At 67.5% G+C, this 25,297-nt stretch carries 26 protein-coding genes and 1 pseudogene; 13 read left to right on the forward strand and 14 right to left on the reverse strand.

The window, feature by feature from the left end; translation table 11 throughout:
• Positions 1-10: 10 nt before the first annotated feature.
• The gene (locus tag ON21_RS13485; RefSeq protein WP_083880594.1) at positions 11-1,360 is read left to right on the forward strand and encodes a cytochrome P450; all 1,350 of its coding nucleotides are present in this window, start codon (positions 11-13) and stop codon (positions 1,358-1,360) included.
• Between the two features lie 82 nt (positions 1,361-1,442).
• Here the strand turns inward: ON21_RS13485 and ON21_RS13490 are convergent, their stop codons facing one another.
• Positions 1,443-1,841, reverse strand: a complete 399-nt coding sequence (locus tag ON21_RS13490) for a winged helix-turn-helix transcriptional regulator (protein WP_039798185.1) — start codon at positions 1,839-1,841, stop codon at positions 1,443-1,445.
• A 150-nt stretch (positions 1,842-1,991) separates the two neighbouring features.
• Between ON21_RS13490 and ON21_RS13495 the strand changes: the two genes are divergently transcribed.
• Positions 1,992-2,720 carry an alpha/beta fold hydrolase gene (locus ON21_RS13495; protein WP_039798186.1) on the forward strand — a complete coding sequence of 243 codons (729 nt, stop codon included), beginning with the start codon at positions 1,992-1,994 and terminating at the stop codon, positions 2,718-2,720.
• Between the two features lie 591 nt (positions 2,721-3,311).
• On the opposite strand, the gene ON21_RS38395 is transcribed toward ON21_RS13495, so the two are convergent.
• The 3 genes from ON21_RS38395 to ON21_RS13510 form a co-directional block, all read right to left on the reverse strand.
• A complete protein-coding gene (locus ON21_RS38395; protein WP_308417989.1) occupies positions 3,312-3,983 on the reverse strand; it encodes a DUF6624 domain-containing protein in 672 nt (223 codons plus the stop codon).
• Between the two features lie 131 nt (positions 3,984-4,114).
• Complete coding sequence (locus ON21_RS35825) at positions 4,115-4,591, reverse strand: recombinase family protein (RefSeq protein ID WP_083880603.1); 477 nt, start codon at positions 4,589-4,591, stop codon at positions 4,115-4,117.
• Positions 4,592-4,859: 268 nt separating this feature from the next.
• Positions 4,860-5,534 carry an AraC family transcriptional regulator gene (locus tag ON21_RS13510; protein WP_039798188.1) on the reverse strand — a complete coding sequence of 225 codons (675 nt, stop codon included), beginning with the start codon at positions 5,532-5,534 and terminating at the stop codon, positions 4,860-4,862.
• Positions 5,535-5,684: 150 nt separating this feature from the next.
• On the opposite strand from ON21_RS13510, the gene ON21_RS13515 reads away from it, so the two are divergent.
• Positions 5,685-6,722, forward strand: coding sequence for a zinc-binding dehydrogenase (locus ON21_RS13515; protein WP_083880596.1), 1,038 nt, complete (start codon positions 5,685-5,687; stop codon positions 6,720-6,722).
• Positions 6,723-6,734: 12 nt separating this feature from the next.
• Here ON21_RS13515 and ON21_RS13520 read toward each other — a convergent pair whose 3' ends face one another.
• The 3 genes from ON21_RS13520 to ON21_RS13530 all read right to left on the reverse strand — a co-directional run bounded on the left by ON21_RS13520 (position 6,735) and on the right by ON21_RS13530 (position 9,389).
• Positions 6,735-7,217 (reverse strand): hypothetical protein, encoded by a 483-nt coding sequence (locus tag ON21_RS13520; protein ID WP_039798190.1) that lies wholly within the window; start codon positions 7,215-7,217, stop codon positions 6,735-6,737.
• A gap of 139 nt (positions 7,218-7,356) precedes the next feature.
• Positions 7,357-8,583 carry an MFS transporter gene (locus tag ON21_RS13525; RefSeq protein ID WP_051020766.1) on the reverse strand — a complete coding sequence of 409 codons (1,227 nt, stop codon included), beginning with the start codon at positions 8,581-8,583 and terminating at the stop codon, positions 7,357-7,359.
• 5 nt (positions 8,584-8,588) lie between these two features.
• Complete coding sequence (locus tag ON21_RS13530; RefSeq protein ID WP_039798191.1) at positions 8,589-9,389, reverse strand: alpha/beta fold hydrolase; 801 nt, start codon at positions 9,387-9,389, stop codon at positions 8,589-8,591.
• A gap of 67 nt (positions 9,390-9,456) precedes the next feature.
• Here ON21_RS13530 and ON21_RS13535 point away from each other — a divergent pair, with 67 nt between their 5' ends.
• A complete protein-coding gene (locus tag ON21_RS13535; protein ID WP_039798192.1) occupies positions 9,457-9,819 on the forward strand; it encodes a MerR family transcriptional regulator in 363 nt (120 codons plus the stop codon).
• 49 nt (positions 9,820-9,868) lie between these two features.
• Here ON21_RS13535 and ON21_RS37100 read toward each other — a convergent pair.
• Together ON21_RS37100 and ON21_RS35830 are read right to left on the reverse strand one after the other, a co-directional pair.
• Positions 9,869-10,100 (reverse strand): annotated as a pseudogene (locus ON21_RS37100) (VOC family protein).
• A gap of 95 nt (positions 10,101-10,195) precedes the next feature.
• Positions 10,196-12,487 (reverse strand): beta-ketoacyl synthase N-terminal-like domain-containing protein, encoded by a 2,292-nt coding sequence (locus tag ON21_RS35830; protein ID WP_051020767.1) that lies wholly within the window; start codon positions 12,485-12,487, stop codon positions 10,196-10,198.
• A 107-nt stretch (positions 12,488-12,594) separates the two neighbouring features.
• On the opposite strand from ON21_RS35830, the gene ON21_RS13545 reads away from it, so the two are divergent.
• The 5 genes from ON21_RS13545 to ON21_RS13565 all read left to right on the forward strand — a co-directional run bounded on the left by ON21_RS13545 (position 12,595) and on the right by ON21_RS13565 (position 16,212).
• Complete coding sequence (locus ON21_RS13545) at positions 12,595-13,098, forward strand: GtrA family protein (RefSeq protein ID WP_218004079.1); 504 nt, start codon at positions 12,595-12,597, stop codon at positions 13,096-13,098.
• Positions 13,099-13,221: 123 nt separating this feature from the next.
• Positions 13,222-14,583: a M20/M25/M40 family metallo-hydrolase gene (locus tag ON21_RS13550; protein WP_174372164.1), complete on the forward strand. Its 1,362-nt coding sequence runs from the start codon at positions 13,222-13,224 to the stop codon at positions 14,581-14,583.
• Between the two features lie 22 nt (positions 14,584-14,605).
• Complete coding sequence (locus ON21_RS13555) at positions 14,606-15,139, forward strand: YbhB/YbcL family Raf kinase inhibitor-like protein (protein ID WP_039798195.1); 534 nt, start codon at positions 14,606-14,608, stop codon at positions 15,137-15,139.
• 57 nt (positions 15,140-15,196) lie between these two features.
• A complete protein-coding gene (locus ON21_RS13560; protein WP_157170832.1) occupies positions 15,197-15,691 on the forward strand; it encodes a hypothetical protein in 495 nt (164 codons plus the stop codon).
• A gap of 101 nt (positions 15,692-15,792) precedes the next feature.
• On the forward strand, positions 15,793-16,212 hold the full coding sequence (locus ON21_RS13565; RefSeq protein ID WP_039798281.1) for a hypothetical protein: 420 nt from the start codon (positions 15,793-15,795) through the stop codon (positions 16,210-16,212).
• Between the two features lie 39 nt (positions 16,213-16,251).
• Here ON21_RS13565 and ON21_RS13570 read toward each other — a convergent pair whose 3' ends face one another.
• Entirely contained in the window at positions 16,252-17,589 is a 1,338-nt protein-coding gene (locus ON21_RS13570; RefSeq protein ID WP_218004080.1) for an NsdA family TPR-like regulatory protein, read from the reverse strand.
• A gap of 233 nt (positions 17,590-17,822) precedes the next feature.
• On the opposite strand from ON21_RS13570, the gene ON21_RS13575 reads away from it, so the two are divergent.
• Both ON21_RS13575 and ON21_RS13580 read left to right on the forward strand, forming a co-directional pair.
• Entirely contained in the window at positions 17,823-18,311 is a 489-nt protein-coding gene (locus tag ON21_RS13575; protein WP_051020768.1) for a hypothetical protein, read from the forward strand.
• Between the two features lie 96 nt (positions 18,312-18,407).
• Entirely contained in the window at positions 18,408-18,635 is a 228-nt protein-coding gene (locus ON21_RS13580) for a hypothetical protein (protein WP_039798197.1), read from the forward strand.
• A gap of 233 nt (positions 18,636-18,868) precedes the next feature.
• Here the strand turns inward: ON21_RS13580 and ON21_RS13585 are convergent, their stop codons facing one another.
• The 3 genes from ON21_RS13585 to ON21_RS13595 all read right to left on the reverse strand — a co-directional run bounded on the left by ON21_RS13585 (position 18,869) and on the right by ON21_RS13595 (position 22,063).
• Complete coding sequence (locus tag ON21_RS13585) at positions 18,869-20,041, reverse strand: FAD-dependent oxidoreductase (RefSeq protein ID WP_039798198.1); 1,173 nt, start codon at positions 20,039-20,041, stop codon at positions 18,869-18,871.
• Between the two features lie 272 nt (positions 20,042-20,313).
• Complete coding sequence (locus ON21_RS13590; RefSeq protein ID WP_039798199.1) at positions 20,314-20,742, reverse strand: DUF4189 domain-containing protein; 429 nt, start codon at positions 20,740-20,742, stop codon at positions 20,314-20,316.
• A gap of 94 nt (positions 20,743-20,836) precedes the next feature.
• Positions 20,837-22,063: an MFS transporter gene (locus ON21_RS13595; protein ID WP_245562590.1), complete on the reverse strand. Its 1,227-nt coding sequence runs from the start codon at positions 22,061-22,063 to the stop codon at positions 20,837-20,839.
• A gap of 139 nt (positions 22,064-22,202) precedes the next feature.
• Between ON21_RS13595 and ON21_RS13600 the strand changes: the two genes are divergently transcribed.
• Positions 22,203-22,655, forward strand: coding sequence for a winged helix-turn-helix transcriptional regulator (locus ON21_RS13600; RefSeq protein WP_039798200.1), 453 nt, complete (start codon positions 22,203-22,205; stop codon positions 22,653-22,655).
• A gap of 80 nt (positions 22,656-22,735) precedes the next feature.
• Entirely contained in the window at positions 22,736-23,266 is a 531-nt protein-coding gene (locus ON21_RS13605; protein ID WP_039798201.1) for a class IV adenylate cyclase, read from the forward strand.
• Between the two features lie 97 nt (positions 23,267-23,363).
• Here ON21_RS13605 and ON21_RS13610 read toward each other — a convergent pair whose 3' ends face one another.
• Positions 23,364-25,196 carry an AMP-dependent synthetase/ligase gene (locus ON21_RS13610; RefSeq protein WP_039798202.1) on the reverse strand — a complete coding sequence of 611 codons (1,833 nt, stop codon included), beginning with the start codon at positions 25,194-25,196 and terminating at the stop codon, positions 23,364-23,366.
• Positions 25,197-25,297: the final 101 nt, after the last annotated feature.

Genomic DNA, 25,297 nt, shown 5'->3' on the forward strand with positions numbered 1-25,297 from the left:
AGGTCGGACCATGAAAGCACCCGGGCCCGGTCCGGTGGAAACCGGACGCATGCTGCCGAAACTGGCGAAGAATCCACTGACGACCGTGGGCGCGCTGCTGGACGGCTATGGTGACGTCGTGCGGGTCAAGGCGGGCCCGATGCTGGTCTACCTCGTCGCGGATCCGGCGATGACCGAATACGTGCTCAAGGACAACTACACCAACTACCGCAAGAGCCCGATCTACGACGAGTTCAGCATCCTGCTCGGCGACGGGCAGCTGACCACCAACAACCTGGAGTACTGGCGCAGACAGCGCAAACTCATCTCCCCGGCATTCTCCCACTCGCACGTCAAGGGTTTCGCCGACGACATCACCGACAGCGCCGCGGCGATGCTCGACAACTGGGACGCCGCGGCCGGGCAGTTCCGCGACATCTACGACGACTACGTCAAACTGCTGCTCGCGGTGACCGGCCGAATCCTGTTCAGCATCGACCTGTCCACCGACACCACGCAGGTGACCGACGCGATGCGCGCGGCGTTCGCGCTCATCATGAAACGGGTGAACGCGCCGGTGAAACTGCCGCAATCGTTCCCGACACCGGAGGGCCGCCGGGTCGCGCGCAAGGTCGGCGAACTCGACGACGTGGTGCGCCACCTCATCGAGGAACGCCGTCGCGGCGGCGACACCAGCGACGTGCTCACCGCGCTGGTGCGCGCCCGCGACGAAGGCGGCCAGGGCATGCGGGAAGAGGATCTGCTCAACGAGATCAAGACCTTGCTCGTGGCCGGCCACGAGTCCCCGGCCAACGCCCTGTCGTGGGCGTGCTACCTGCTGGCCACCCATCCCGACATCCAGGAGCGACTGGCCGAGGAGGTGCGCGCCGTCATCGGCGACCGCACGCCCACGTTCGCCGATCTCGGACAGCTCGGCTACTGCCGCATGGTGATCGAGGAGACGATGCGGCTGTATCCGCCGGCCTGGATCGTCGAACGCACGCCGATCGCCGATGACGAGATCGGCGGCTACCACGTGCCCGCGGGCGCGCGAGTCACCCTGTGCATGTACTACATTCACCGCGACAAACGGCTCTGGGACGACCCGGAACAGTTCCGCCCGGAGCGTTTCGCCGACGCCGCCGTGGCCGAACGGCACAAGTTCGCGTTCTTCCCGTTCTCCGGCGGCCCACGCATCTGCCTGGGCAAGGACATGTCGATGACGGAGATGGTGCTGATCCTGGCCATGACGGTGCAGCGTTTCCGCCTGGAACTCGACGACACCCACCCGGTGGTGCCGCTGGCCTCGGTGAACCTGCGCCCGGAGTTCGGCATCCGCATCCGCCCGGTCCGCCGCGTCACCGAACCCGTGACGACCTGACCTCGCCCCGCCGTGGCCCGTATCGGGCCTGCTCGACAAGGGTACGCACGAGTGTCCGCGGGCCGTCCAGGCGAACCCCCCTCTACGGAGCGATTGTGGACGTGGCGTCGGCGCGTGTGTCGTATTCGGCGCGGGCGGCGTCGATGTGGGCCAGGTGCGTAATGCTCCACTCCAACAGGGGTAGGGCCGCTGTGCGCAGACTCGCGCCCATCGGGGTGAGTTCGTAACTGACATGGGGTGGCATGACGTTTCGCACGGTCCGGGTCAGGATGCCGTCGCGTTCCAGGGCGCGCAGGGTGACGGTGAGCATGCGCTGGCTTATGCCGTCGATGCCGCGCTTGAGTTCGGTGAACCGGCGTGGTCCCTGACTGAGATGTCGCACGACCAGCAGTGACCACTTGTCGCCGACGATGTCCAGCACCTCCCGTGTTCGGCACGCATCGTCCTGGCTCTGCGGCGGCTCGCCCGCTGTCGGGGTCATGGTTACCTCCCAGGAACCGGGGCACCGAAAAGTGCCTTATTGCCCAATCCTCATCGGGCGCAACAGACTGATCATGGTTCCCAAAGTGTACCGAGACAAGAAAAGTAACCAGTAATGTCGGTGCACTACCGCACATCGAAAAGGACGATCATGTCTGTATTTCTGCTGGTCCACGGCGCCTGGCACAGCGGACGGTGCTGGCAGCGAGTGGTGCCGCTGCTGGAATCGGCCGGGCATCAAGTGCACGCGCCATCGCTGACCGGCTACGGCGACAAGGCGCATCTCCTCGGACCCGACGTGGGGCTCGACACCCATGTCGCCGACGTCATCGAGTTGATCAAAGACGAGGACCTCACCGACGTCGTCCTCGTGGGGCACAGCTATGCGGGGTTGGTCATCTCCTCTGTGGCCAATGAGATTCCGGACCGGATCGCGCACCTGGTGTATCTCGACGCGATGGTCCCCGAGCACGGCGAGACCGCGATCGATGTCCAACCGATAAGCCAGCGCCTGATCGACCTCGCCGCAAGTTCCGGCAGCGGCTGGCGCATTCCCCCGCTGCCCGAGCAGCCGGCGCCTTTCGGTCTGTTCGGGGTCACCGACCCCGCGGACATCGCCTGGCTGCGCACAATGCTCTCCGATCAGCCGGTGCGTTGCCTGCAGCAACCGGTCCACTTGGACAACCCGGTCGCCAACGCGATCCCGCGCACGCACATCCATTGCGTCGGCGCAACTCCGGAGGGCATCACCCGGAGACCCGTTCCCTCCATCCAGCCCAACGGGTCCCCCGCACAGGTGTGGGAGTTGCCGACCGGCCACGACTGCATGATCACCATGCCGGCCGAACTCAGCGAACTGCTGCTCGAGCTCGGCCGTTAGCAACGCCCGCACTGGCCGCACACCCCGGTACAGAGGAGGCTCCGTCTCGGGTGTCGAATACGGTCGAGATTGTGCGTGACCGGTATCGGAGATCGGGATGAAACTGCCCGAGCTGGCGAGTGCCAAAGCGGTGGTGGGTTCGGCCGGTTTCCGGTGTTGTCACGGATGGAGCTGGAGCGGTTCTTCCGCAGTCCGACCCCGCCCGAGACGATTCCGGTCACCCGTCTCGATTTGGCACCGCGGGCACTGTTTCCCACTGGACCGGCGTGAGCTGGGTGCGTAGCAGGTTGTTCTCGTCGGTGAGTTCCTTGATCCGGTTGGGCCTGGGGCGCGTCATCGACGTCGCGCCGGGGTGCGCCTGGTTGCACTGGATGGGCTGCCGCGCCGCAGCGCAGAGTGAGGTCAGACAAGCGGGCGATGAGGAAGTAGGACCCCGGCCGTGATGCCGTCTCCGGCCATGCTGTTCGTCGTCATTGAACCTACTGACCAGGCGCAGCGCCGGGCCGAGATGACCTGCGCGGACTCTGTAAATCGCAGTCGCCGACGGCGACCTGGGCAGACACGACCTGAAAAGTGCGAAAGTCGATGCGGTCAGTAGGTGATGGAAAGCGCTGAGATTTCTTCAATGGTCCAAGCGTTGGCGATATCTTCTTCCTCGAGTGGCGGCAGCCCCAGTTCAGCTCTGCGGTCATTGACCTGCCCTGGGGTTTCAATAGGAAGAAGACGAATCGGACCTCCTAATCCAAACGATTGGGTGCCATATACTTGTGGACGCTTCTCGCGCGTGCGAACACGATCATCAAGATATGCCAAATGTACTCGATCCGCTTTACCCTCGGCCACCGATTGTCGCAACAAGGGCAAGCATTGCTGCTGAAGATCCAGCGGAGCGTGTTGCACTATCAGCCAGGCCGCTCTAGCTCCATCCTCGCCCACCCGATCCGTTCCCGGCCAACCGTATTTCGCGATAACGCCCCTGAACCACGAAATATTGTCCGCATCAACCACCCGCATGGCTTCGATTTCTGTCTTACTCGCCGGATGACTCATATTCCGGCGGACTTCCTGATCACGTTCACCTCGCTCCAATAGTTCGGTAGAAAGACGCTCAATCTCCTGCGGGCGTTTGTCGGCGGTATCGTCCGGTCTCCCACCACGGTCGACTGTGTGCGGGTCGACAGTCGCCGCCTGCCTGTGTTCAGGCGCTGTCAGCGTTTCACCCGCTTTGTCCACCTGGTGCCCACCGAGCTGATCAGCCTGCATCTTCACATCGACATCGTGCCTGGCGAAACGAGCTGTGCCTCTGGGCATGTCCGCAATACCCTCAGCTCCCCTCCTTGCCAGGCGTTTCAGATCTTCCACAATTCTGCCCAGGACCCTGGTCACGCCGTTGCTCAACCACGCCCCACTGCTCCGATAGGTGAACGCTGAGACACCGGACAGCGGCGCTGCGCCGACCCGAGTGATCCTGCCGCCAAGCCTGCAACCGGGGCATCACACAGCCGGGGTTGGCGAATGATGCCGATCGCCATACTGGCCGCCAGCACCCGGGACATACAAGCAGCGGGTCGCCGTTCCATCGGGACCGTAGCCGGATCCACCTCATAATCGGGGATGCGGACCGCTTGTGCCACAACAGGTTCCATCCTGTCCAGGATGTGCACCACGATCCGATCCCCAGGCCGCGCGTAGGCCACAAGCCTGATCGGGCCGGGCCGATCGACGGTCGCGCCAGTCTTCTCATCCACGTAAATCCGCGGATGCGGGATCCCGGCGTCGGCGAGCGCGGCCAGTTGACGGTCGAGGCTCTGCTCGGCCGAGCTGACCCGCGCGTAGCCGAGATCCCAGCCACCTTCCGGGTGCTGATCCATCGTCACGACGAGACCATACCGAAAATCGTTTTCGCACGCGGGTTTCGGAACGCTTCCCACACACCGCGACACGCCTCTGACCGACACCACTGTCCGGCCGTATCGAGCATCACCAAAACTTTCGGGATGTAACCGGAATGCCGCAACCCGCGCGGTTCGGAGCCGGCTGACGCGTGCCTACGGAAAACCAACGGGCCGAGCGCCTACAGCCGTGGCCAAGAACTCAGGCCGTCCGGTCGCCGACGTACAGCGGCTCGCACCTGCCCCATCATGCACCGGTGCGGTAGCGGCCGGGGGTGGTGCCGATGAGGTGGGTGAAGGCGGCGATGAAGCTGCTGGGGTTGGCCCAGCCGCAGGCGTGGGCGACGTGGGTGGTGTCGTGGCCGTCGGCGAGCAGCACGAGTGCGTGGTAGACGCGTAGCTGGGTGCGCCACTCGTAGAAGGTCATGCCGAGTTCGTTGTGGAACAGCCGGCTGAGGGTGCGGGCGCCTGCTCCGATCGTCCGCCCGAGTTCGGCCAGCGACGTATTGTCCGCGGGGTTCTCGTACAGCATCCGCGCGATCGCTTGCAACCGGTCGTCGTGGGGTTCGGGCAGCACGAGTGGCTGCTCGTGTGCTTCGTGGAGTTCGTCGACGAGGACGCGGCTGAGGCGAGCGCGGGCGGCGCGGTCGTGGTCGCGCGGGCTCGTGAGGGTGAGCAGGATTTCGCGGGCGAGGCCGGAGGCGAGGAACACGGCGGGATGGTCCGGCACCAGCCGGGCCAGGGACGGGGGTAGGAAGACGATCCGCATATCGGTGTCGCCGTGCGCTCGGTGATAGTGCGTGAACTCCGCAGGGGTCCAGGCGATTCGATTGGCGGGAACGATCGATGTGCCTCGTTCGGTGTGCACGGACAAGACGCCACGGGCCGCGTAGACCAGATGTCCGCGTGGATGGGAATGCATCGAGCTCGTTCCCCCTGACGGCCAGAGATGTACCCCTCCTGACGGCCACAGCCGGGATGTCGCGCCGGGCCGGGGAAGTTGGCGGCCAACGGGCATAAGTTGGCATTCTATCGGTAGCAGGCCGTGCGCCCTCCTGGTGAGAGTGGAGGCATGCGTGATGACATTCATTCGGGCAGCGCTGTCGACGCGATCCGATGTGAGACGACGAGTACGACGATGCGAGCCGCGGTCTGTCTGCGGGCGGGTGGCCCGGAGGTGCTGGAGATCCGTCGGCTGCCGGTGCCTGCGGTTCGGGATGGATGGAGCCTGGTGCGGGTGAAGGGCGCGGGCTTGAATCGTTCGGAGCTGCGAACCCGGCAAGGACATTCCCCGAACGTGGACTTCCCGCGTGTGCTCGGGATCGAATGCGTGGGAATCGTGGCGGCCTCGACCGATCCGATGCTGCCGGTCGGCGCGACCGTCGCGGCGGTGATGGGGGAGATGGGCCGGGAGTTCGACGGCGGCTACGCGGAATACGTGTTGTTGCCGAACTCGTTGCTGATGCCGGTGACCACCACGTTGCCCTGGGAGGTCTTGGCCGCGCTACCCGAGACGTATTTGACCGCGCACGGCTCGCTCGACGCGTTGGGGATAGCGCCGAACGGAAGGGGGCGGTTGCTGATTCGCGGCGGCACCTCGTCGGTGGGAATGGCGGCCGCGTCGATCGCGTCCGGCCACGGTATCGAGATCGCGGCCACGACCCGGCGGCACGACAAAATCCAGGCGTTGACCGCGGCCGGCGCCGACCACGTGCTCGTCGACGACGGTGGGTCGCTGGCGGCGAATGTGCACGCGGTCTGGCCCGGGGGACCGGACTATGTGCTGGATCTCGTCGGCGCGCGCACGGCGGTGGACTCCCTGCGCCTGGTCCGCCGGGGTGGGACGGTGTGCGTGGCGGGCTCGCTCAGTGGCTGGCTCATCCACGACTTCGAGCCCATCGCGATGATCCCGTCCGGAACCAAGCTCACGGCCTTCCACAGTAACGACATCAAGGGCAGCGCGGGCGTGCTGCAACGGGTGGTCGATGAGGTCGAGGCAGGCGTCTACCGGCCCAACGTCGACCGGGTCTTCGGCCTCGACGACATCGTCGCAGCCCACCGGTACATGGAGGACAACCGCGCCACCGGGAAGATCGTCGTGGTGCCCTGAGCACCCGGCGGGCTATGGCCGGTTCCTGGGACGCTTGTCAGCGAGCCAGCGCCTGGTCGCGGGGGATACGGTGCACAGCAGCCCCGTACCGGAGAAGAACAGGACCGTGCCGACGAAAACCAGGTCGCTGGTACGGCTGTCGCCACCCAGACCGGCTCCGGCTCCGGCTCCGACCAAGCCGACCAGCGTGAGGATCCCGGTACCCAGCGCCACGGCTATGCGGCCTGCTCGCTTGCGCCGGAACAGTGCGATCGAGCCACCGAGCAGCAACAGCGCCATCGTGGTGGAGATCGCCATGGGGGCGAGAAGTTCGAGGGCGACCTCACGCGGCGTCTGGCGGCGACCGTATTCGATGTGCGGGGTCGTCAGCTCCATCACGCCGTTGGCGAGGATCAGGCAGAAGACCAGCCCGAAGGCGAACGCGACGACGGCGCCGATCCTGGGGACGACGCCGGATGGCCGGACCGGATCGTGGATGGGCGTGAGCGGTTGCATCGGCGGTGCCGGACGTCGCGGTGGGTGTTTGCGCGCAGGAGCAGGCGGCGCAGTTCGCTCAGCGGATTGCGGTGGTCTGCACCAGTGAGGATAGCCACCTGACAGGGCTCGATGTCATCGATCGCACAGATCGTGTGGTTCAGCAGCGGTTTCTGCTGGCTTGTCTGCCGCACCGGCTGGGCGCGCGATCCGTGCGGGAAGGCTGTCGATGTCCGAAAACAGTTGGTGTAGTGACGATCAGTATGGTTCCGGCGGCCAGCGCGATGCCAGACCCCAAAGGCAGGGATGCGGCCTGGGTGTGGCTCAGCAGGGCGGCTCCGATTGCGGAGCCACCGGTTATGCCGAGTTGGTAGGACACGACGTAGGCGCCGGACGGGACGTCCGGGTCGTCCGGAGCTGTGCGTAGGACGGCGTGTTGCAGGATCACCGGCAAGGCCGCCGCGGCGGCGCCCCACACCATGACGAGGACGAAGACGACCCAGCCGAGGTGCGCGATGCCGAGCGCCGTCACCGCGCATGTCAGCGTCGTGGCCACGGTGAGAGTGGTGCGAAGCGGATGGGTATCGAGTGCGCGTCCGACGAGAGCTACACCGAATAAGCCCGCGATGCCGTATCCGGCGAGAACGACCACCAGCAGCGATCCGCTCAACCCGGCCGGTGCGATCAGTAGTGTCAGGTAGGTGTAGCTCACATAGTGGCCGACGACCAGTGCGGTTGTTACGAGGCAGACCACGAGAACTGGTCCGACACCGGAGGTGTCGCGGCCGCGTATCTCGCGCGGTGGTGGGGGTGTTGCGGGTAACGCGGCTCGTAGCAGGACCGCGGTGGCGCCGGCCGCAGCAGCGAGCGTGAGCGATGCTGCGCGCCAACCCAGTTCGTGTGCCAGGCCGGTGGCGATCGGCGCACCAGCGATCAGGCCCAGCGAAGAGCCCGCGAAGACCGCCGCGGTCGCCCGGCCGCGCATTCCTTCCGGCGCGTACCGTGCCGCTACCACGGGGATCTGTGACCACACCAGGCCGTGTGCGATCGCCGCCACGCCGCGTGCCAGTGCCGCGACCGTGAAGTTCGGAGCCAGGCCGAATGTCACCTGCGAGAGGGCCAGCAGCACAAGGGAGGCGGTGAGGGCGCGACGCCGGTCCAGCCGCCGACAAGCCCACACCGCGGGCAGCGTCGCCGCCCCGGCCGCGATCGCGTACACGGTGAGCAGGAGCCCAGCCGTGGCGGGGGCCACGTGCAATCCCATGGCGAGATCGTTCAATGCGCCGATCGGAAATAGCTCGGCGGTCAGGTACACGAACAGTGCCAGGCCCAGCACCGCCAATCGTTTGTACAGTGCACCGGCCGTGGTCGCTTGCGCTGCGGCCATTCGCGTCATCGCGGCAGGCGGTCCAGGAAGGAGGACACGTCCGCAACCCACGGCCCAGCCTCCGCAGGCGTGAAAATATGCCCGGCCGACGGGTATTCGATCAATTCGGCACCTGCGATGCCAGAAGCCAACTGGCGAACGGTGTCCGGCAGCACGACCCGGTCCTCGCCACTCACGACCACGAGGGTGGGCACGTCGACGGCGGCGAGCAGCGGCCGGATATCGGTGCGGCTCACCAGCTCCACATGATCGGCGCCGCCGAGGGGATAGCCGGCGCGGATCTGCCGGACCGCCACCGCGTGCTCGTCCTCGGACACAGTTGTGAGCGTTCCAGGTGAGTTGGCGTAGAAGAGCAACTCGGCCAAGGTGTCGAAATCGCCGCGCTCGGCCAGATGCCGCCACACACGGACCAGTGCGCGTGCCTGCGCGTCCGGATATACCAGCCCGACGGTCAGTACCAGCGCGCTGACGTGCTCGGGATGCCGGGTGGCGGCGGTCACGGCGACAGCAGAACCCAGCGAGAGCCCGACGATCGGAAATCGATCCGCACCGGCCGCCAAGGCGGTCGCGACCACGGTGTCGGCGAGTTCATCGATCGACAGCGGCGCGGTCGCCTTCGGTGTTTTGCCGGCGCCAGGATAGTAGGGTCCGACGAATCGCCGATCGGTAATGGTACCGATGAGTGGTGCGAAGTTCTCGCGGACACCACCCCCGGCGCCGTGGGCGAGAGCGACCACCGGACCGGCACCGCTGTCGACGACGTCTACCTGGTCCAACAACTGCTGACGCTGCGTATCGGAAATCATGCCGCGAACCTAAGCGTTGACGTTGGCGTGAAGGTCAAGACGAACTCCGGACCACGCAGGGCACGGCATGCGGATCGGTGAACTCGCCCGCCGCACGGGCACGACGACGCGCGCATTGCGCTATTACGAGGAGCAAGGACTGCTCGCGTCCGAACGGACCGACAACGGCTACCGGGACTACAACGAGGCATGTCTGATGCGAGTCCGCCAGATCCGGGCACTGCTCGACGCCGGATTCAACTCGCAAACCGTCGCGCAACTGCTGCCCTGTGCCAGCGGCCCGCGCCCACAACTCGAACTGTGCCCCGACATCGTCGCAGCCATGCAAACAACTCTGCAGCGCATCGAATCCGACCTGGAGACCCTCAGCAGCCACCATGCAGCGGTGTCCTCGTTTCTCGAGGATGAATCCTACTCGGAGTCCGCCTGAGAAGATCCGCCCCAGCACGGTGTGCCCGGCTGCTCGCGAATGCTGCCGATCATTCCAACGGCTCGACCCGGCGGCGCAGCAGGCAGAATTCGTTCCCCTCCGGGTCGGCCAATACGTGCCACTGTGGGCTGCGGCCCGCCGAAGCCGGTTCCGGGTGGACCGATCTCCGAAGCGTCGCCTTCCCAGCCGAGTTCGACATAACCGAGGACTTCGCACCAGAAGTCCGCCAGCCGTTGCGGGTCGGCGCAGTCGATGACGAGTTCGGTGATCCGGCAGGCCATCGACGCGACACTACGCGCGCGAGAAACGTCAGTTCCATAGGCGGCGGACACGCGCACTCGGTCCTCTCGAGTGCCGTCTCGCTCGCGGTTGCGGCTCAGCCGAGCAATTGCCGGCTCAATGCCAGCAGTTCAGCGGTCGACAGGGCTTCCTCCACCACCGTCGGTCGTGGATCCGCCGCCGACGCAGGTGTGGACGGTGGAACACCCTCCGAGTACGCGGGAGTGAGGCGGATGTCGAGTTCCGCGGCCAGCAACTCGACGGTGGGGCAGCCCCAGATGACGGCGGCGGGGACGTCGATACCGAGTCGGGCGCCGAGGCGGGCCGACAGCTCCACGGCGTGCACCGAGCCGATCCCGAGCTGTTCGAAGTTCTGCCGGGCGGCCACACGGTCGGGCGCGATGCCGACGACTTCGGCGAGTTCGGTGGTGACCAGGGCCGCGAGCGCCGCGACACCGGGTGCGTCGGAACGCCGAGGCTCGCTGGACCCGGCAGACGACGCGATCGCCACCGAGTGCCGTACGGTCGCGAATGACTCGACAGCTTCGATTGCCGTCTCCGACGATACGACCGGCACTGCCTGCGAGCCTGGGGGCTGCGGGTCCGCCCAGTGCCGTTCGCGCTGGAAAGGATAGGTGGGAAGGGATACCGGGCGGCCGGGCGGGTTCACCACGGCCCAGTCGGGCTCGACGCCACGCTCGAACAGCGTGCCCGCTGCGTGCAGCAGGTCGCGGTGATCCACCGTGCCGGGACGCAGGGCCGCGGACAACACGAGGCCCAGTACCGCGTTCTCGTCTCTGTCCACGTCCGTCGCAGCCCCGTCGAGGTAGGCGTCGAGGAATTCGACGACCTTGTCCACCTCGTCGGCCACTGTCGAAATCCGATGCTGGAAGGCGGTTCTCGTGGCCAGTGTGTGCGCGAGGTCGCCCAGACGGATGTCGGGGTCGCGCACGAGATGCTCACGCAGCCGACGTGCGTGCTCCCGCAGAGCGGCTTCGGTGCGGGCGGACAGCACCACCAGCCGCTCCGAGACGCCGCTGTCGACGACCGGATCGGGTGGGGGCGCCGCTTCGGCGATGACGTGGGCGTTCGAGCCGCCGAAACCGAACGCGCTCACCGCGGCGCGGGCGGGTCCGTCGTGCCGCGGCCACGCCATCTCCGTGTCGGCCACGCGCACTCCTGTTGCAGCGGGATCGAGCTCCGCAGGCGCATGGTCGAAATGGAGGCTGCGCGGTATCCGGCGATGCGACAGGGCCAGCGCGACCTTCACCAGTCCGGCCATGCCCGCGGCCGCTTCGGTGTGCCCGATGTTGGTTTTGATCGAGCCGACGATCAGCGGTGCGCCGGGGGCTCTGCCGGTGCCGTAGACGTCTGCCAGCGCGGACAATTCGGCGCGGTCACCGACGGCGGTGCCGGTGCCGTGCGCCTCGACGTAATCGATCGTCGACGGGTCCACACCCGCTCGCGCGCAGGCCCGCCGCAACAGCTGCCGCTGACCGTCGGCGCTGCTGGCGGGCATGGAGCGGTGCCTGCCGTTGTTGTTGGTGGCGCTGCCAAGCAGGGTGCAGTACACGCGGTCGCCGTCGCGCAGTGCTTGTCTCAGCGGTTTGAGCACGACGACCGCCCCGCCTTCGCCGCGCACGTAGCCATCGGCGGAGGCGTCGAAGGTGTGCGAGCGACCGCGTGCGGACAGCACGCCCAGCGCGGACAACCCGATCGTGGTCTCCGGTATCAGGTTCAGTTGCACGCCACCGGCGATGGCCAGCGCGCTCTCACCCGCCCGCAATGCCTGGCAGGCCAGGTGTACCGCGACCAGCGATCCGGCGCAGGAGGCGTTGACGGTCATGCTGGGCCCATCGAAACCCAGGAAGTACGACACCCGGTTGGCGATCACGCCCTCGACGTCTCCGGTACTGGTGAACGGGGTGATGGCGGTGGCGCCCCTGGCGAGTTTGACGGCGCGGTAATCGTTGAATTTGTTGGCGAAATAGACGCCGGTGTGCGGAACCCGGTCGGGCCGGATCGCCGCGTCCTCGAGTGCCTCCCAGGCCAATTCGAGCGCCAGGCGTTGCTGTGGATCCATATCGGCGGCCTCGCGCGGGGTGATTCCGAAGAATTCGGCATCGAAGCCGGCGACGTCCGCCACATACCCGCCCGCGACCGACACCGTCTTGCCCGCGGCGGCACGATCGCGCCCGCGGTGGTCGCCGGACCAGCGGCCGGGCGGCGGCTCGTCGGCGATCGCGTCGGTCTCCTCGATCAGCAACCGCCACAACGCTTCCGGAGAATCGGCGCCGCCGGCGAAGCGACAGCTCATGCCGATCACGGCGATCGGCTCCGCGCCGACGCGGTCCGGCCGAGAACGGGCGTGCCGCTTGGTCTTTTTCACGCTACTCACCTGCCCGCGATCCACCGACCGTGCACTCGCGCAACAGGCGGTGCGGTGAATCTGCCGATCTTGTTGTGGGGTCGGGACATGTGCCGGAGACTTTACCTGTGCTGTTTTCCGAAAGCCCCGTTTTCGCTCGGGTGACGTCCGCGCTGGGGGGCGAGGCACGGCGTCGAGAACTATTCCGTTTCGCTTCTGTCGGTGTCGCGGCGTTCACGCTGGACACCGCGGTGTTCCTGACCTTGAAGAGCACCGTGCTCGAGCCGCATCCGGTCACGGCGAAGGTGGTCGCGGTGCTGGCGGCGATCACGCTGTCGTATGTGCTCAACAAGCAGTGGTCGTTCGACGGACGCGGCGGGCGGCGCGGTCATCACGAGGCCGCGCTGTTCTATCTGGTCAGTTTCCTGGCCGTCGCGATCAACACCGCGCCGCTGTGGGTGTCGCGGTATGTGTTGCATCTCGAAGTGCCCGAGGTTTCTCGTTTCACTCAGAACATGGCCGATTTCGTGGCCGCTCAGCTGATCGGCACCGTGCTGGGTATGGTGTTCCGGTTCTGGGCCTTCGTGCGGGTGGTGTTCCCCGACCAGGTCGGGCCACCCGGCCCGGCGTGAGAGTTCCGATCACCCTGATGACAACCCTGTCACGGCTGATCGCGCACCGTGCGGGCCGCATCGCCGCGCCGCGACACCCCGTCGGCACGTTCGCCCTGCCGTGCGGGTGGTAGGAAAGGGAGCGTGTCCGCAACTGGCGAAGGATTCGACCCGAACAGAAACTCCCGCGCGGTGTCGGAAGTGGTGGAGCTGGTCAGCACGCTGATCCGCTTCGACACCTCCAACACCGGCGACCTGGCCACCACCAAGGGGGAGCGCGAGTGTGCGCAGTGGGTGGCCGATCAGCTGCATCAAGCGGGGTATGTCACCGAGTACGTCGAGTCCGGCGCGGACGGGCGCGGCAACGTCTTCGCGCGACTGGAGGGAGCCGACCCGAGTCGCGGCGCGCTGATGATCCACGGGCATCTGGACGTGGTGCCCGCCGAGGCCTCGGACTGGAGCGTGCACCCGTTCTCCGGTGCGGTGCGCGACGGCTACGTGTGGGGCCGCGGCGCGATCGACATGAAGGACATGGTCGGGATGGCACTGGCGGTGGCCCGCCAGTTCAAGCTCGAGGGCACGGTGCCGCCGCGCGATCTGGTCTTCGCCTTCCTCGCCGACGAGGAGAACGGCGGCAAGTGGGGTTCGCAGTGGCTGGTGGACAACCGCCCCGATCTGTTCGACGGCATCACCGAGGCGGTGGGGGAGGTCGGCGGGTTCTCGCTGACCGTGCCGCGGCCCGACGGCACCGAACGCAGGCTGTATCTGGTGGAGACCGCCGAGAAGGGGCTGGGCTGGATGCGGTTGCGCGCCAAGGCCCGCGCGGGCCACGGCTCGTTCCTGCACGAGGACAACGCCGTCACCATCCTCGCCGACGCGGTGGCCCGTCTGGGCAAACACACCTTCCCGTTGGTGCTGTCGGATTCGGTGGCCGCGTTCCTCGCCGCCGTTGCCGAGGAGACGGGTCTGGAGTTCGATCCGGCGAGTCCCGACATCGAGGGCCAGCTGGCGAAGTTGGGCACCATCTCCCGCATCATCGGCGCGACCCTGCGCGACACGGCGAACCCCACCATGCTGCAGGCCGGTTACAAGGCCAACGTGATCCCGCAGACCGCCGAGGCGGTGGTGGACTGCCGTGTGGTTCCCGGACGGCAGGCAGAGTTCGAGCGGGAGGTGGACGAGCTGATCGGCCCCGACGTCGAACGGGAGTGGATCACCAAGCTCGACTCCTACGAAACGACCTTCGACGGCGATCTGGTCGAAGCGATGAACAACGCCGTGCTGGCCCACGACCCGCGCGGCCGCACCGTGCCCTACATGCTCTCCGGCGGGACGGATGCGAAGGCGTTCGCCCGCTTGGGTATTCGCTGCTTCGGTTTCGCGCCGTTGCAGCTGCCGCCGGAGCTGGACTTCACCGCCCTGTTCCACGGCGTCGACGAGCGGGTGCCGGTGGAGGCCCTCGAATTCGGCACCCGCGTGCTGGAACACTTCCTACTGCACAGCTGATCCGATCCGGAAGAGAGGTTTCATGACCTACAACCCCTACGACGCGCTTCCGCAGGTGCCGTCGTTCACGCTCACCTCCGACGACGTCACCGACGGACAGCCGTTCAAAAATGAGCAGGTCAGCGGCATCTTCGGGGCGGGTGGCCAGGATATCTCCCCGCAGCTGTCCTGGTCGGGTTTCCCTGCGGAGACCAAGAGTTTCGCGGTGACGGTGTACGACCCCGACGCCCCCACCGCCTCCGGCTTCTGGCATTGGGTCGTCGCCGATATCCCCGTGAGCGCGACCTCCCTGCCCGCGGGCGCGGGCAGCGGCGAAGAGGGCGGCGCGATGCCGACCGGTTCGATCACCCTGCGCAACGACGGCGGCTTCCACGGCTTCGTCGGCGCGGCCCCTCCGCCCGGGCACGGCCCGCACCGCTACTTCATCGTCGTGCACGCCGTCGATGTCGAGAGCCTGGGCATCGATGAGACCGCCAGCCCCGCCTACCTGGGCTTCAACCTGTTCTCCCACACCCTTGCCCGCGCGACCCTGATCGCCACCTACGAGCAGAAGTAGGAACCGCCGCACGGATCGTGGCCCTGAGCGAAACGCTCGGGGCCACGGTGCTTTCTGGTGGCAGCGCTCATGCAAAGGAATTCGCGGGCGCGAATCGCCTGCGCCGTCGAGAATCGCCCTATGGACATCTCTGAAGCGGTCCGAGGCGCGCGCCTGCTCGCTGCCGATATCGAACGGTCCCTCGGCTTCTCGGCAAGGGTCGGCACCGAGTACCCCGAACAGTGGCGCCGCTTCCACGGGCTGGCGGGGCGTCCGATCCCGACGGCGTGGGTGAGCATTTCGGTGCCGGAGGTCGGCACGACCATAGCCCTCGATCCCAGCGACCCGGGCAGTACGACTGCCGAAGGGTTCGCGAATGAGCTCGTGCAGGTTCTGCAGGACGATATCCAGATCCACCTGCGCGAGCCGTGGCCGAGGGATCCCGCCGCGAGCGGCCACGCCCTGGTGGCGACCGAGCGGGGCTGGCAGGGCACGGTGGATCGCGACCATCTGGTTCCGTATGGCGAACTCGGACCGGCACTTGATCCGACCAGTCGGTATTTCCAGCGCTGACTCGTTTCTCGTCGCGGCCTGGCCGTTCGCAGGCGCTACGCTGCCGCTGGACAGCCGCCCAAGTGGGCGCGTGAGGGATTGATGAGGGTAAGAAATTGATCATTCGCACGGAAACGGCCTGGGTGCTCTTCTTAGCCGGGCTCATCTTCCTGTGGGCGCTGGTGCTCGGCGTGTGGAAGTGGCAGGCGATGACCACTTCGCCGAACGGCCTGGCCCACCCCTACGTCGACATCGCCCACCGAGCCGCGTTGCTGTATTCGTTCGCGACCGGATTGATCGCGTGGTTCGTCGAACTGTCCGGCTGGCCCACCGCGGTGAACGCCACCGCGGCCGGGGCGATCATCCTGCTGTTCGTGGTGACGATCGCGAACTACATTCGGCTCGGACTACAGCGCGAGACCGACAACCAGATGCGCAACCCACCGCCGTCGATGCGTTTCGTCCTCGCAGCGTTGATCATCGGCGAGATCGGCGGATTCGCGGTGCTGCTGGTCGGCTTCGCCGTGGAACAACTGGGGTAGTCGATTCGGATCGGCGGCTTCGGACCCGCTGCTGTGAAGTCATGCCGCGAGCAATGTCCGGGTCCGTTCGCCGAAGTCCGCGACCAAGGGATGTGGACCGAAGGCGACCATGCGCCGCTGGATGTCGCGCACGGCTTCCACGGAGCGCGAGGACTTGACCTTTCGTGCGAGGTCCAGCGTCCGCACACCGGCGGCATGGGCGGCCTCGAGGTCGCGCCTTTGCAGGTGGGCGACCGCGAGCGCGGCGTGGGAGAGCGAACCCCGCCGTGCACGGTTCTGCGCACGTGCGTAGGCGATCGATCGGCGGGCGTGCGATGCGGCTTGATCCGGCTGTCCGAGGTCGCGAAACGCGTTCGCCCACTCACCGCAGATGTATGCCTGGTCGATGAACAGCGCCCATTCGGGTTCGCGGTCGGGCTCGACTCGAGCGAACGCCTTTTCCGCGGCGTTGATCGCGCGAGCGGTGCCGGCCTTGTCGCCGATGACAGCGAGCGAGCGAGCCTCCAAGGTCCACAGGTCCGCCAGGCAAGCGGGCGCATCCACCTTCGCCAGGCCTTGGCGGCCCGCCTGGGCGAGTCGCCGGCCTTCGTGCGGATGCCCGAGCAAGGTGGCTTGGTCGGCCAGTCCGGCGAGGACGTGCGCGCCGAGCGCGGGATCGCGCGACTCTTCGGCCAAGCGTAGCGCTTGGATCAGATACCGCTGCGCCGTGCCGTGCTCCCCGTTGTCGAACGCCATCCACCCGAGCAGGTAGGTCTGTTCGGCCGCGGCTCCGCACAGCGCCACGCGGACGTCCTCGGTGTGCGTGCGCCGCAGCAGCGGGTACACGTGTTCGTTCATGTAGGCCGCCAGCACCAGCCGCCCCGAGCCACCACCCTGGAAGATGTCCATTTCCTGGAATGTGCCGAACATGTTCTTCACGGCGGTGACGTCCTCGAGCCGTACCCGCCGACGTTCATCCGGTAGCTGATCGAGAGTGTTCAGCAGCCAGTCGCGCGACGGCCCGATCGCCGCGACGGCGGCGAACGGAGCTGCGGCAAGGAGCTTCCTGCGATCCACGTCTGCCCTCCCGAGATCTGCGACCGCTTCCAGTGTCCGTGTCCACGATGGGTGGTAGACGAGGCCGCGGTCAACGGTCGGCATCTCGCCCAGACCGAGGTCATAGGTCGTCACGCGATATCCGAAGCGCGCCGAGAACAGATCCGCGAGGATTGCCGGAACCGGCGGGCGCGGGCGTTCTCCCTCGTCCACCCAGCGCCGCACGCTGGACGCGTCGGGCCTGATCTGGGGTTCACCCCATTCGACCGCCAGCGTGCGCACGCGGCGCGCCAATTCGCTGCGACTCCAACCTGAACGGGCCAGCCACTCGGAAAGGTGCATGTTCGCACTGTTCATCACACCCGCCATTTCGTCACTGGAAGAGGTCGATCCACCACCTTTCAACACCCGCTGTGACCTTACTCGCCGCGCTTCCGAAGGGTGTGCTGAATACGCGTCCGGTCAGGGGGAGCTCAGCGCGAGTCCTGCCGCAGGCTCCCGCCGTTTCCGAGCGGTTTCCGCAGTTCGCGGATCGGGCGCATTTTCAGGGTCGATTCATTTGAGCAGGGGGTTCGATGGGACGGATACCTTTCGGGAACACGCCGCTGGCGCGGTGCGCCTACTACCGGCAGGTGTGCGATCTGCCCGCGGAGGTCGATCCACCTCAGGTGGGGCGCATAGTGCTACGCATGGGGGTGGCGTGGGCGGTGATCATGCCCGCCACGCTGGGCCAGGACGTGAAGGTCTGGATGCAGCGGCATCATCACGCGATCGGGCCGATCTTGTCGCATCCCCGATCGAAACGGTGGACGTACCTGACGCAGCCCGACTTGCCCGATGACATCTCACTGTTCGCGGAGATGTTCCGGCTCAACGTCTCGTTGGTGCGCGCCGGCGGAACCGTTGCGTTGCCGAGTCCGGCCGATCGCGGTACCACGTTCCGTGCGTGGGTCACGCGGCCGCACACCGCATTTCGTCCCTCGGGAAGCGTGGTTGTGGCCGCTATCCGTGGGTGTGTGGCCGAACGCATCGCCCGCCGAAAGCGGGGCATCGCGTATGCGTGAGAGATGCGGTGTGCGGAACGTGTTGGCGCACCAGGGAATAGGTGGGCTCGCACGCCGCGATCGCGATGCTCGGTACGCCGCAACGGAGCCGCGGCGGTGAACGGTGACCAGCGCCGTGGGTCTCCGCTGCCGTCCGAGCCGGATGTCCATCTGTCGGTGTTCTGGCACGGCGTCCGGATGGACTTCGTCGCCTGCGTGACCGCCGCGTGCTTGTTCGTCCAGGAATGGCGTGCCCGCCACTGGCACGACGCGGTAGAGGTCTCGATGGGCGATACGGACGGGTATCCGCGATTGCCGTGCGAGCGGTTGTATCTGGAGCCGTGACAGTCGGCAACGTCCGCGCGCCGTGCGCGTGCTGCGCCTCGCGCGACGAGGGCAGCACGCTCGGCGACAGCTTCGTGCCGCATCATCGACGAGACACCCGGCAAGGCCGGGCCGTCATGATCGCGGCCGAGGCTCTCCGATGGACATTCCGGCGATGCGACAGCGATCGAGTCGGCGCTTGTCCACGGCGGGCGCCGCGGCTGCGGTAGCCGGTGGGGTATCCGGATGGGCCGTCAACGCGCGTCTCGCTGCTGGACGCCCGGCGCGGCGGCCTGTCCCCAGCGGGTGTGCTCGGGTGCGGTGAACGCGGCGACCAAGCCCTCGGCCGTGCCGTCGTGGTCTCCGAACAGCTCGGCGGTCTCGGTGGCGACCTCGGTGCTGCGCGCGAACATGTCCTGCTCGTATTCGGCGAGGGCGGTCTCGATGTCGTCGCGGTGCGCGGCGAGGGCGTTGCCGAGTTCGGCGCCGTCGAGCAGGGCGAGGTTGGCGCCTTCACCGTTGGTGGGCATGAGGTGAGCGGCGTCGCCGAGCAGGGTCACCCCCGGCACCCGATCCCACCGGTGTCCGACGGGCAGGGTGTAATGCGGGCGCCAGACCGGCGGGATGTCGGCGTCGGTGATCAGCGCGGTGAGTTGCGGCGCCCAGCCGTCGAACTCCTGCGCGATGCGTGCGGTGGCCGCGGCGGCGTCGGTGAAATCGATGGCGGCGAACCAGTCGTACGGCCTGGCGAGCACCACGTAGGCGTGCAAGGTGTCGCCCCTTTCCCGGTGCGCGTGGATCTCTCGGCCCGGCGAGGGCGCCGTCATCGATCCGCCGCCGACCGCTTCCGCGGCGGCGGGGTGGCGGGTGTCGGCGTCGAACAGGTAGGTCTCGACGAACGACTCGCCGGTGTAGTCGGGTACGGCGGTGGACAGCAGCGGCCGGACCCGTGACCACGCGCCGTCGGCGCCGACCAGCAGGCTCGTGACGACCGTGCTGCCATCGGCGAAGGTCACCTCGTGGCGGCCCGCGCCGAGAGCGCGAACACCGCTGAGTTTGTGACCCCATCGGACTGTGCCTGCCGGCAGCGAGTCGAGCAGCAGTTGTCGCAGTTCGCCACGCTGCACCTCGGGGCGTCCACCGGTGCCGTCGTCGGGTTTGTCGAGCAGGACGGTCCCGTTCGGATCGAGCACCCGCATCGCCTGGCGGCCCTCCAGGACGAGGCCGCGGAATTCCTCCATCAGTCCGGCCGCCGCGAGGGCGAGTTGGCCGTTGTAGTCGTGGATGTCGAGCATGCCGCCCTGCGTGCGTGCCGTCGGGGTCGGTTCGGCCTCGTACACCGTGGCCGGGATGCCGTGGACGTGCAAGACGCGGGCCAGAGCGAGTCCGCCGAGTCCGGCGCCGATGATGGTTACCGATTTGGTCATGGTGACGAGGGTGCTGGGCGGGGATTGCACGGCCCTTGCGCCCGGCTTGCACTCTCATGCGTCATTCCGTCGATGCGGCGAAACGCCCGCTCGCGACGTGCAGCCGCCCACGGCGTGACCGCGCCCGCCTCCAAACGCGAAGGTAGCCGTTTCGGGCGGGGCGAGTTCGACGTCGGTGTCGACCTCGATGGCGTCGGCCGCCCGGTTTCCGAACGACCGACGGCCCGTCTACATGGCAGCGTTCGGACAGGTCGGCGACGAGGCCGACCCGGTCAGTACGCGTCGGCGGTGCAGAGCACCTCGCTGATCTTCGTCCCCGACTTGTCCGCGGAACCGACATTTGCCAGCATCGCGGGCGGGTAGTACTGGGCGAGGCTGGTGTAGGCGCCGGACAGCGCGGCGGCGGGATCGGGGCCCGCGCCGCTGCCCACGGCGTTGTCGCTGTAGACGAGCGCGCCGCAGCCGTCTGCCCAGTCCACGAGGACGACACAGTCGGACACGCCGTCCAGGCCGCACGCGGCCAGCGCCTCCTCGACGGCCTCCTCGCGGCTGGCCGCATCGATGCTGGTGCCGTAGCTCCAGTCCCCGACACTGAACGCGATCGCGCCGTGGAGACCGGCCGCGTTCGCCGTGCCGGCGCCTATCGCCGACCAGGCCGTCAAACCCGCGACCGCGACAGCGGCCTTACCCATGAACCTCATCGAGCACTTTCCTCTGTCGACGCGAGCGGAATCAATCCGACCAATCATGGCGGATCACTGTCCGATTCGCCCAATTTCGGAGGTCTGCCGCTGGTCAGGGATACTCCGGCGATCCGGTGTGGCACTCCGGCCGGGAACGCGCGGCGCAGACGGGCCGGGCGGGCTGTGGGGCCCAGGGCTGGGTGTCGGTGTTCGTGTCGGCGGGGCGTGCGGTGCCGCCGAGTCGGGCGAGTCCCCAGAGGACCAGCGCGGTCACGGCGTAGAGGGCGCCGACCCAGCAGGAAGCCTGCCATCCCCAGCAGCTGTATGCCCACGTGGTGGTGATCGCCCCGAGGGCGGATCCGAGGGAGTAACAGGCCATGTAGACGCCGATGACGCTGCCTGCGCGGTTCGGATGCGCGGTGGTCAGCAGATGTTGGCTGCTCACGTGCACGGCTTGGATGGCGAAGTCGAGCACGACGATGCCGGCCACCAGCAGCCACAGGCTCGATCGGGCCTGGGCGATGAGCAGCCAGGAGCCGGTGAGCAGCGCCAGCGACCAGCCGGTGATCGCCTGTGCGTGACCGGTGTCGGACCATCGTCCCGCGCGGACGGCCCCGAGCGCTCCGGCCAGGCCGGCGAAACCGAACAGGCCGATCGCGGTCGTGCCCAGGTTCCAGGGCTCGGCACCGAGCGGCAGCGCGAGCCCGCTCCAGAGGGTTCCGAAGGACGCGAACAGGAACAAGGCGATCAGGCCACGGCTCAGCAACAGTCGATCCGTGCGCACCAGCCGCCCCATCGATGCCAGCACCCGCGGGTATCGCGTGTCGCTCGTCCTGCGGTCCGGGGCGAGCCGCGCTCGGGCGGTGACGGCGAGTACCGCGCACAGCGTCGCGAGCACCGCATAGACCGCACGCCAGCCGACCGTATCGCCCAGCGCGCCCGCCACGACGCGGACACCGAGGATGCCGATCACCACGCCCGAGGTGACGGCCCCGATATTGCGGCCCCGCGCGCGCGGTTCGGAGACCGCGGCGACATAGGCGACCGTTACCTGGACCACGACCGCGAACAACCCTGCGATCGCCAGTCCCGCCATCACGAGGACACCGTGGGGTGCGGCGGCCGCCAGCGCGGCCCCCGCCGCGGTGAGCGCGAGATGCGCGGTGATGAGCCGGCGACGGTCGACCACGTCCCCGAGCGGCACCAAGACGACGAGACCGGCGAAGTAGCCGATCTGCCCGGCGGCTACCAGCCGGCCCAGCGACTCCGGCGCCAGTCCCAGATCGCGCCCCACCGTTGCCAATACCGGCTGGATCGCGTAGATCGTCGACACTGCCACAGCGCACACCAGTGCCAGGATCCATCGCTGCGCTCGGGTGATTCCCGACGACACCACACCTCCACAATTGGTAGCAAAATGAAACCAATGGCAGAGTAGGCATAATGGTTTCGAATTGCAACCAATAGCGAGGAGTGGCATGCCGCCGATGCCCGGTTCCGCCCGCGAGTGGACCGATCCCACCTGCCCGGTAGCTCGGACGATCGACCTGGTGGGTGATCGGTGGAGCCTGTTGATCGTGCGCGACGCCATGGACGGCGCGGCCGCGTTCACCGAGTTCCAGCAGCGCCTCGGGATCGCCAGGAACATCCTCGCCGACCGCCTGCGCCGGCTCGTCGACCACGGTGTTCTCACCAGCACGCCGACCCCCGGCGGCAAACGGCACGTCTACGAACTCACCGAAGCCGGGCAGGATCTCTTCACCGCCATCGTCGCGTTGCGGCAGTGGGGAGAACGCCACGCCTTCGCCGACAACGAGCCGCACTCCACACTCATGGGCCTCGACGGCAGCCCCGTCGCCGAACTGCGCGCCGAAACCCCCTCGGGCGAAATCCTCACAGCGGCAACGACGCGAGTCCACAAGGTCGGCTGAACACTGCGTGGCAGCACCGGCGGCCGGTCGCCCGGCGCCGGGTAAGTTCGGTGGACCGCCGATCCGAACAGGAGTCAGCAGTGCCCATCGAGCACGAAGCCAAGATCCTCGACATCGACCCCGACGCCATCGCGCAGCACATCATCGACAAAGGCGGCCGGAAACTCGGCGAGCACTTCATGCGCCGCTACGTCTACGACATCGCCCCGGGCGATGCATCGAAGTGGATCCGGTTGCGCGACAACGGCAGGGGCACCACGCTCGCCGTCAAGCACATCACCAGCGACGCCATCGACGGCACCCATGAAGTCGAGGTGAGCGTCGACGACTTCGCCACCACCAACGCCCTGCTCGAGATGCTGGGCTTCGCCGCGAAGTCCTACCAGGAGACCAAGCGCATCAGCTTCGCGCTCGACGGCGCGCAGCTCGAGATCGATACCTGGCCGCGAATTCCGCCGTACCTGGAGATCGAGGCCGCGACCAAGGACGACGTGATCCGGATCGCCGGACTGCTCGGTTACACCGAAGCCGATCTGACCGGCGAGAACACGATCAAGATCTACGCGCGGCACGGCATCGACCTCGACACCGTGCGCGAACTACGGTTCTGAGCCGGTGATCGCGGCGCGCGTGGCGACAGGCGCGACCGACCGGCCCGCGCTGTGGACCCAGGCGTGAAGCTCTGGGCCACAGCGCTTTCCGACGGACCTATTTGACGCCGATCACCTGATCGGAGGGTTCCTTGGCGTAGAGCGACTCGATCTCGGCGTGGTATTTGGCCGCGATGGGGGCGCGCTTGAGCGACATCTTCGGGGTCAGTTCGTCGCCGCCGGGCTCCCAGACCGCGCCGAGGATGGTGAAGCGTTTGATCTGCTCCACGCGCGACAGTTTGGCGTTGCCCGACTGGACCGCGGCGAGTACCTCGTCGACGATCTGCTTACGTGTGGCCAGGGCGGCGATGTCCTCGCCGGTGGCGTCGAGTTCCTTGGCGCGCAACGCGGCGACGTCGGGGTCGAGCACGATGAGGGCGGCGATGTAGGGCTTGGCGTCGCCGATGGCGACGACCTGGCCGATCAGCGAGGAGGCGGCCTTCACCGAGTTCTCGATGTTGCTGGGGGCGATGTTCTTGCCCGCTTCGTTGATGATCAGTTCCTTCTTGCGGTCCACGATCCGCAGGTAGCCGTCGGCGTCGAGGGTGCCGATGTCACCGGTGTGCAGCCAGCCGTCGGAGTCGATGGCCTCGGCGGTCTTGTCGGGCATGTTGCGATAGCCGCGGGTGACGATCGCGCCGCGCACCAGCACCTCGCCGTCGGCGTCCAGTCGTAGCTCCACGCCGTCGGCCGCGCGCCCGACCGAACCGGGCCGGGGCTTGTCCAGTTCGGTGTAGGTGCCCACGCCGGTGGTCTCCGACATGCCCCACACCTCGCTGACGGTGAAGCCCAGGCCGAGGAAGTACTCCAGGGTCTCCGGCGGGATGGGCGCGGCGCCGGACGAGGCGACCTTCAGTTGATCCAGGCCCAGAGCATGGCGCAGCTTGGACAGCACCAGCGTCTCGGCGATCTTGTGCTGCGCGCTCAGCAGGGGACCGCGGCCGTGACCCGCCAGATCGGCGCGGGCGGCCGCGATTCCGGTGCCGATCGCCCAGTTGGCCAGCGCCTTCTTCACCGGGCTCGGTTCTTCGGCGAGTTTGCCCTCGACACCGGCCTTGATCTTCTGCCAGACGCGCGGGACGCCGAAGAAGGTGGTCGGGCGCGCGTCGGGCAGGGCGGCGGCGACTTCGCGCGGATCGGGCACGGTGGTGATCTGGATGCCGGTGAGCAGGTTGAGCGCGTGCGCGGAGATGCGGTCGGCGACGTGCGCGGCCGGCAGGTAGGACACCACCCGATCGTCCGGGCCGACCTGTAGCGGGCCGCTGAGCAGGACGATGATCTGGGCGAGCACGTTGCGGTGGGTGATCTCCACCCCCTTGGACGGCCCGGTGGTGCCGGAGGTGTAGATCAAGGTGGCCAGGTCGTCGGCCCCGACAGCCTGCCAGGCGGCGTCGAAATCGAAGTCGGCGGCGGGCGCGGCCTCCACCTCTTCCAGGGTGACGGCGCCCTCGGCGGGACCGTCGACCATGACGATGTGCTCGACCGGCACACCGGAGGCGGTGATCCGGTCGAGGAAGACCTGCTCTGTCACCACCACTTTGTTGCCCGCGTTGGTGAACAGATGGGCGATCTGCTCGGAGGAGCTGGTGTTGTAGACGGAGAACGGGGTGGCGCCCAGGTGCAGCGCGGCGGTGTCGACGAGATTGAATTCGGGGCGGTTGGTGAGCATGATGCCGACCGTGTCGCCGTGGCCGACGCCGAGCCCGGCCAGGCCCGCGGCGATCGAGCGCACCCGTTCGGCGTACTCGCGCCAGGTGTACTGCTGTGCGCCGCCCACCTTGCGCAAGGCGATCTGGTCGGGGCGCAGCCGCGCGGTCTCCTGGAATGCGGCGGGAACGGTGTACACCGTTTTGCCCGACCGATGCGCGTATCCGATTTCTGTTGTCGTCATATCCCTGTTCCCGATAGCGCTGGCGTGAACCGGGCGCCGGCCTGCGCCGGCGCCCGATCCGGGACTCGGATCCCCGACAGGGCGCGACGAAGGCGCTGCCG

It is taken from the genome of Nocardia araoensis NBRC 100135 (assembly GCF_000308435.1).
Lineage (GTDB): Bacteria > Actinomycetota > Actinomycetes > Mycobacteriales > Mycobacteriaceae > Nocardia > Nocardia araoensis.

What these genes read in the sequence shown, in the direction of transcription:
- ON21_RS13485 (WP_083880594.1), top strand. Translation starts at nt 11, where the DNA reads ATGAAAGCACCCGGGCCCGGTCCGGTGGAAACCGGACGCATGCTGCCG.
- ON21_RS13490 (WP_039798185.1), bottom strand. Translation starts at nt 1,841, where the DNA reads ATGACCCCGACAGCGGGCGAGCCGCCGCAGAGCCAGGACGATGCGTGC.
- ON21_RS13495 (WP_039798186.1), top strand. Translation starts at nt 1,992, where the DNA reads ATGTCTGTATTTCTGCTGGTCCACGGCGCCTGGCACAGCGGACGGTGC.
- ON21_RS38395 (WP_308417989.1), bottom strand. Translation starts at nt 3,983, where the DNA reads ATGCAGGCTGATCAGCTCGGTGGGCACCAGGTGGACAAAGCGGGTGAA.
- ON21_RS35825 (WP_083880603.1), bottom strand. Translation starts at nt 4,591, where the DNA reads ATGGATCAGCACCCGGAAGGTGGCTGGGATCTCGGCTACGCGCGGGTC.
- ON21_RS13510 (WP_039798188.1), bottom strand. Translation starts at nt 5,534, where the DNA reads ATGCATTCCCATCCACGCGGACATCTGGTCTACGCGGCCCGTGGCGTC.
- ON21_RS13515 (WP_083880596.1), top strand. Translation starts at nt 5,685, where the DNA reads ATGCGTGATGACATTCATTCGGGCAGCGCTGTCGACGCGATCCGATGT.
- ON21_RS13520 (WP_039798190.1), bottom strand. Translation starts at nt 7,217, where the DNA reads ATGCAACCGCTCACGCCCATCCACGATCCGGTCCGGCCATCCGGCGTC.
- ON21_RS13525 (WP_051020766.1), bottom strand. Translation starts at nt 8,583, where the DNA reads ATGGCCGCAGCGCAAGCGACCACGGCCGGTGCACTGTACAAACGATTG.
- ON21_RS13530 (WP_039798191.1), bottom strand. Translation starts at nt 9,389, where the DNA reads ATGATTTCCGATACGCAGCGTCAGCAGTTGTTGGACCAGGTAGACGTC.
- ON21_RS13535 (WP_039798192.1), top strand. Translation starts at nt 9,457, where the DNA reads ATGCGGATCGGTGAACTCGCCCGCCGCACGGGCACGACGACGCGCGCA.
- ON21_RS13555 (WP_039798195.1), top strand. Translation starts at nt 14,606, where the DNA reads ATGACCTACAACCCCTACGACGCGCTTCCGCAGGTGCCGTCGTTCACG.
- ON21_RS13570 (WP_218004080.1), bottom strand. Translation starts at nt 17,589, where the DNA reads ATGCACCTTTCCGAGTGGCTGGCCCGTTCAGGTTGGAGTCGCAGCGAA.
- ON21_RS13575 (WP_051020768.1), top strand. Translation starts at nt 17,823, where the DNA reads ATGGGACGGATACCTTTCGGGAACACGCCGCTGGCGCGGTGCGCCTAC.
- ON21_RS13585 (WP_039798198.1), bottom strand. Translation starts at nt 20,041, where the DNA reads ATGACCAAATCGGTAACCATCATCGGCGCCGGACTCGGCGGACTCGCT.
- ON21_RS13590 (WP_039798199.1), bottom strand. Translation starts at nt 20,742, where the DNA reads ATGAGGTTCATGGGTAAGGCCGCTGTCGCGGTCGCGGGTTTGACGGCC.
- ON21_RS13600 (WP_039798200.1), top strand. Translation starts at nt 22,203, where the DNA reads ATGCCGCCGATGCCCGGTTCCGCCCGCGAGTGGACCGATCCCACCTGC.
- ON21_RS13610 (WP_039798202.1), bottom strand. Translation starts at nt 25,196, where the DNA reads ATGACGACAACAGAAATCGGATACGCGCATCGGTCGGGCAAAACGGTG.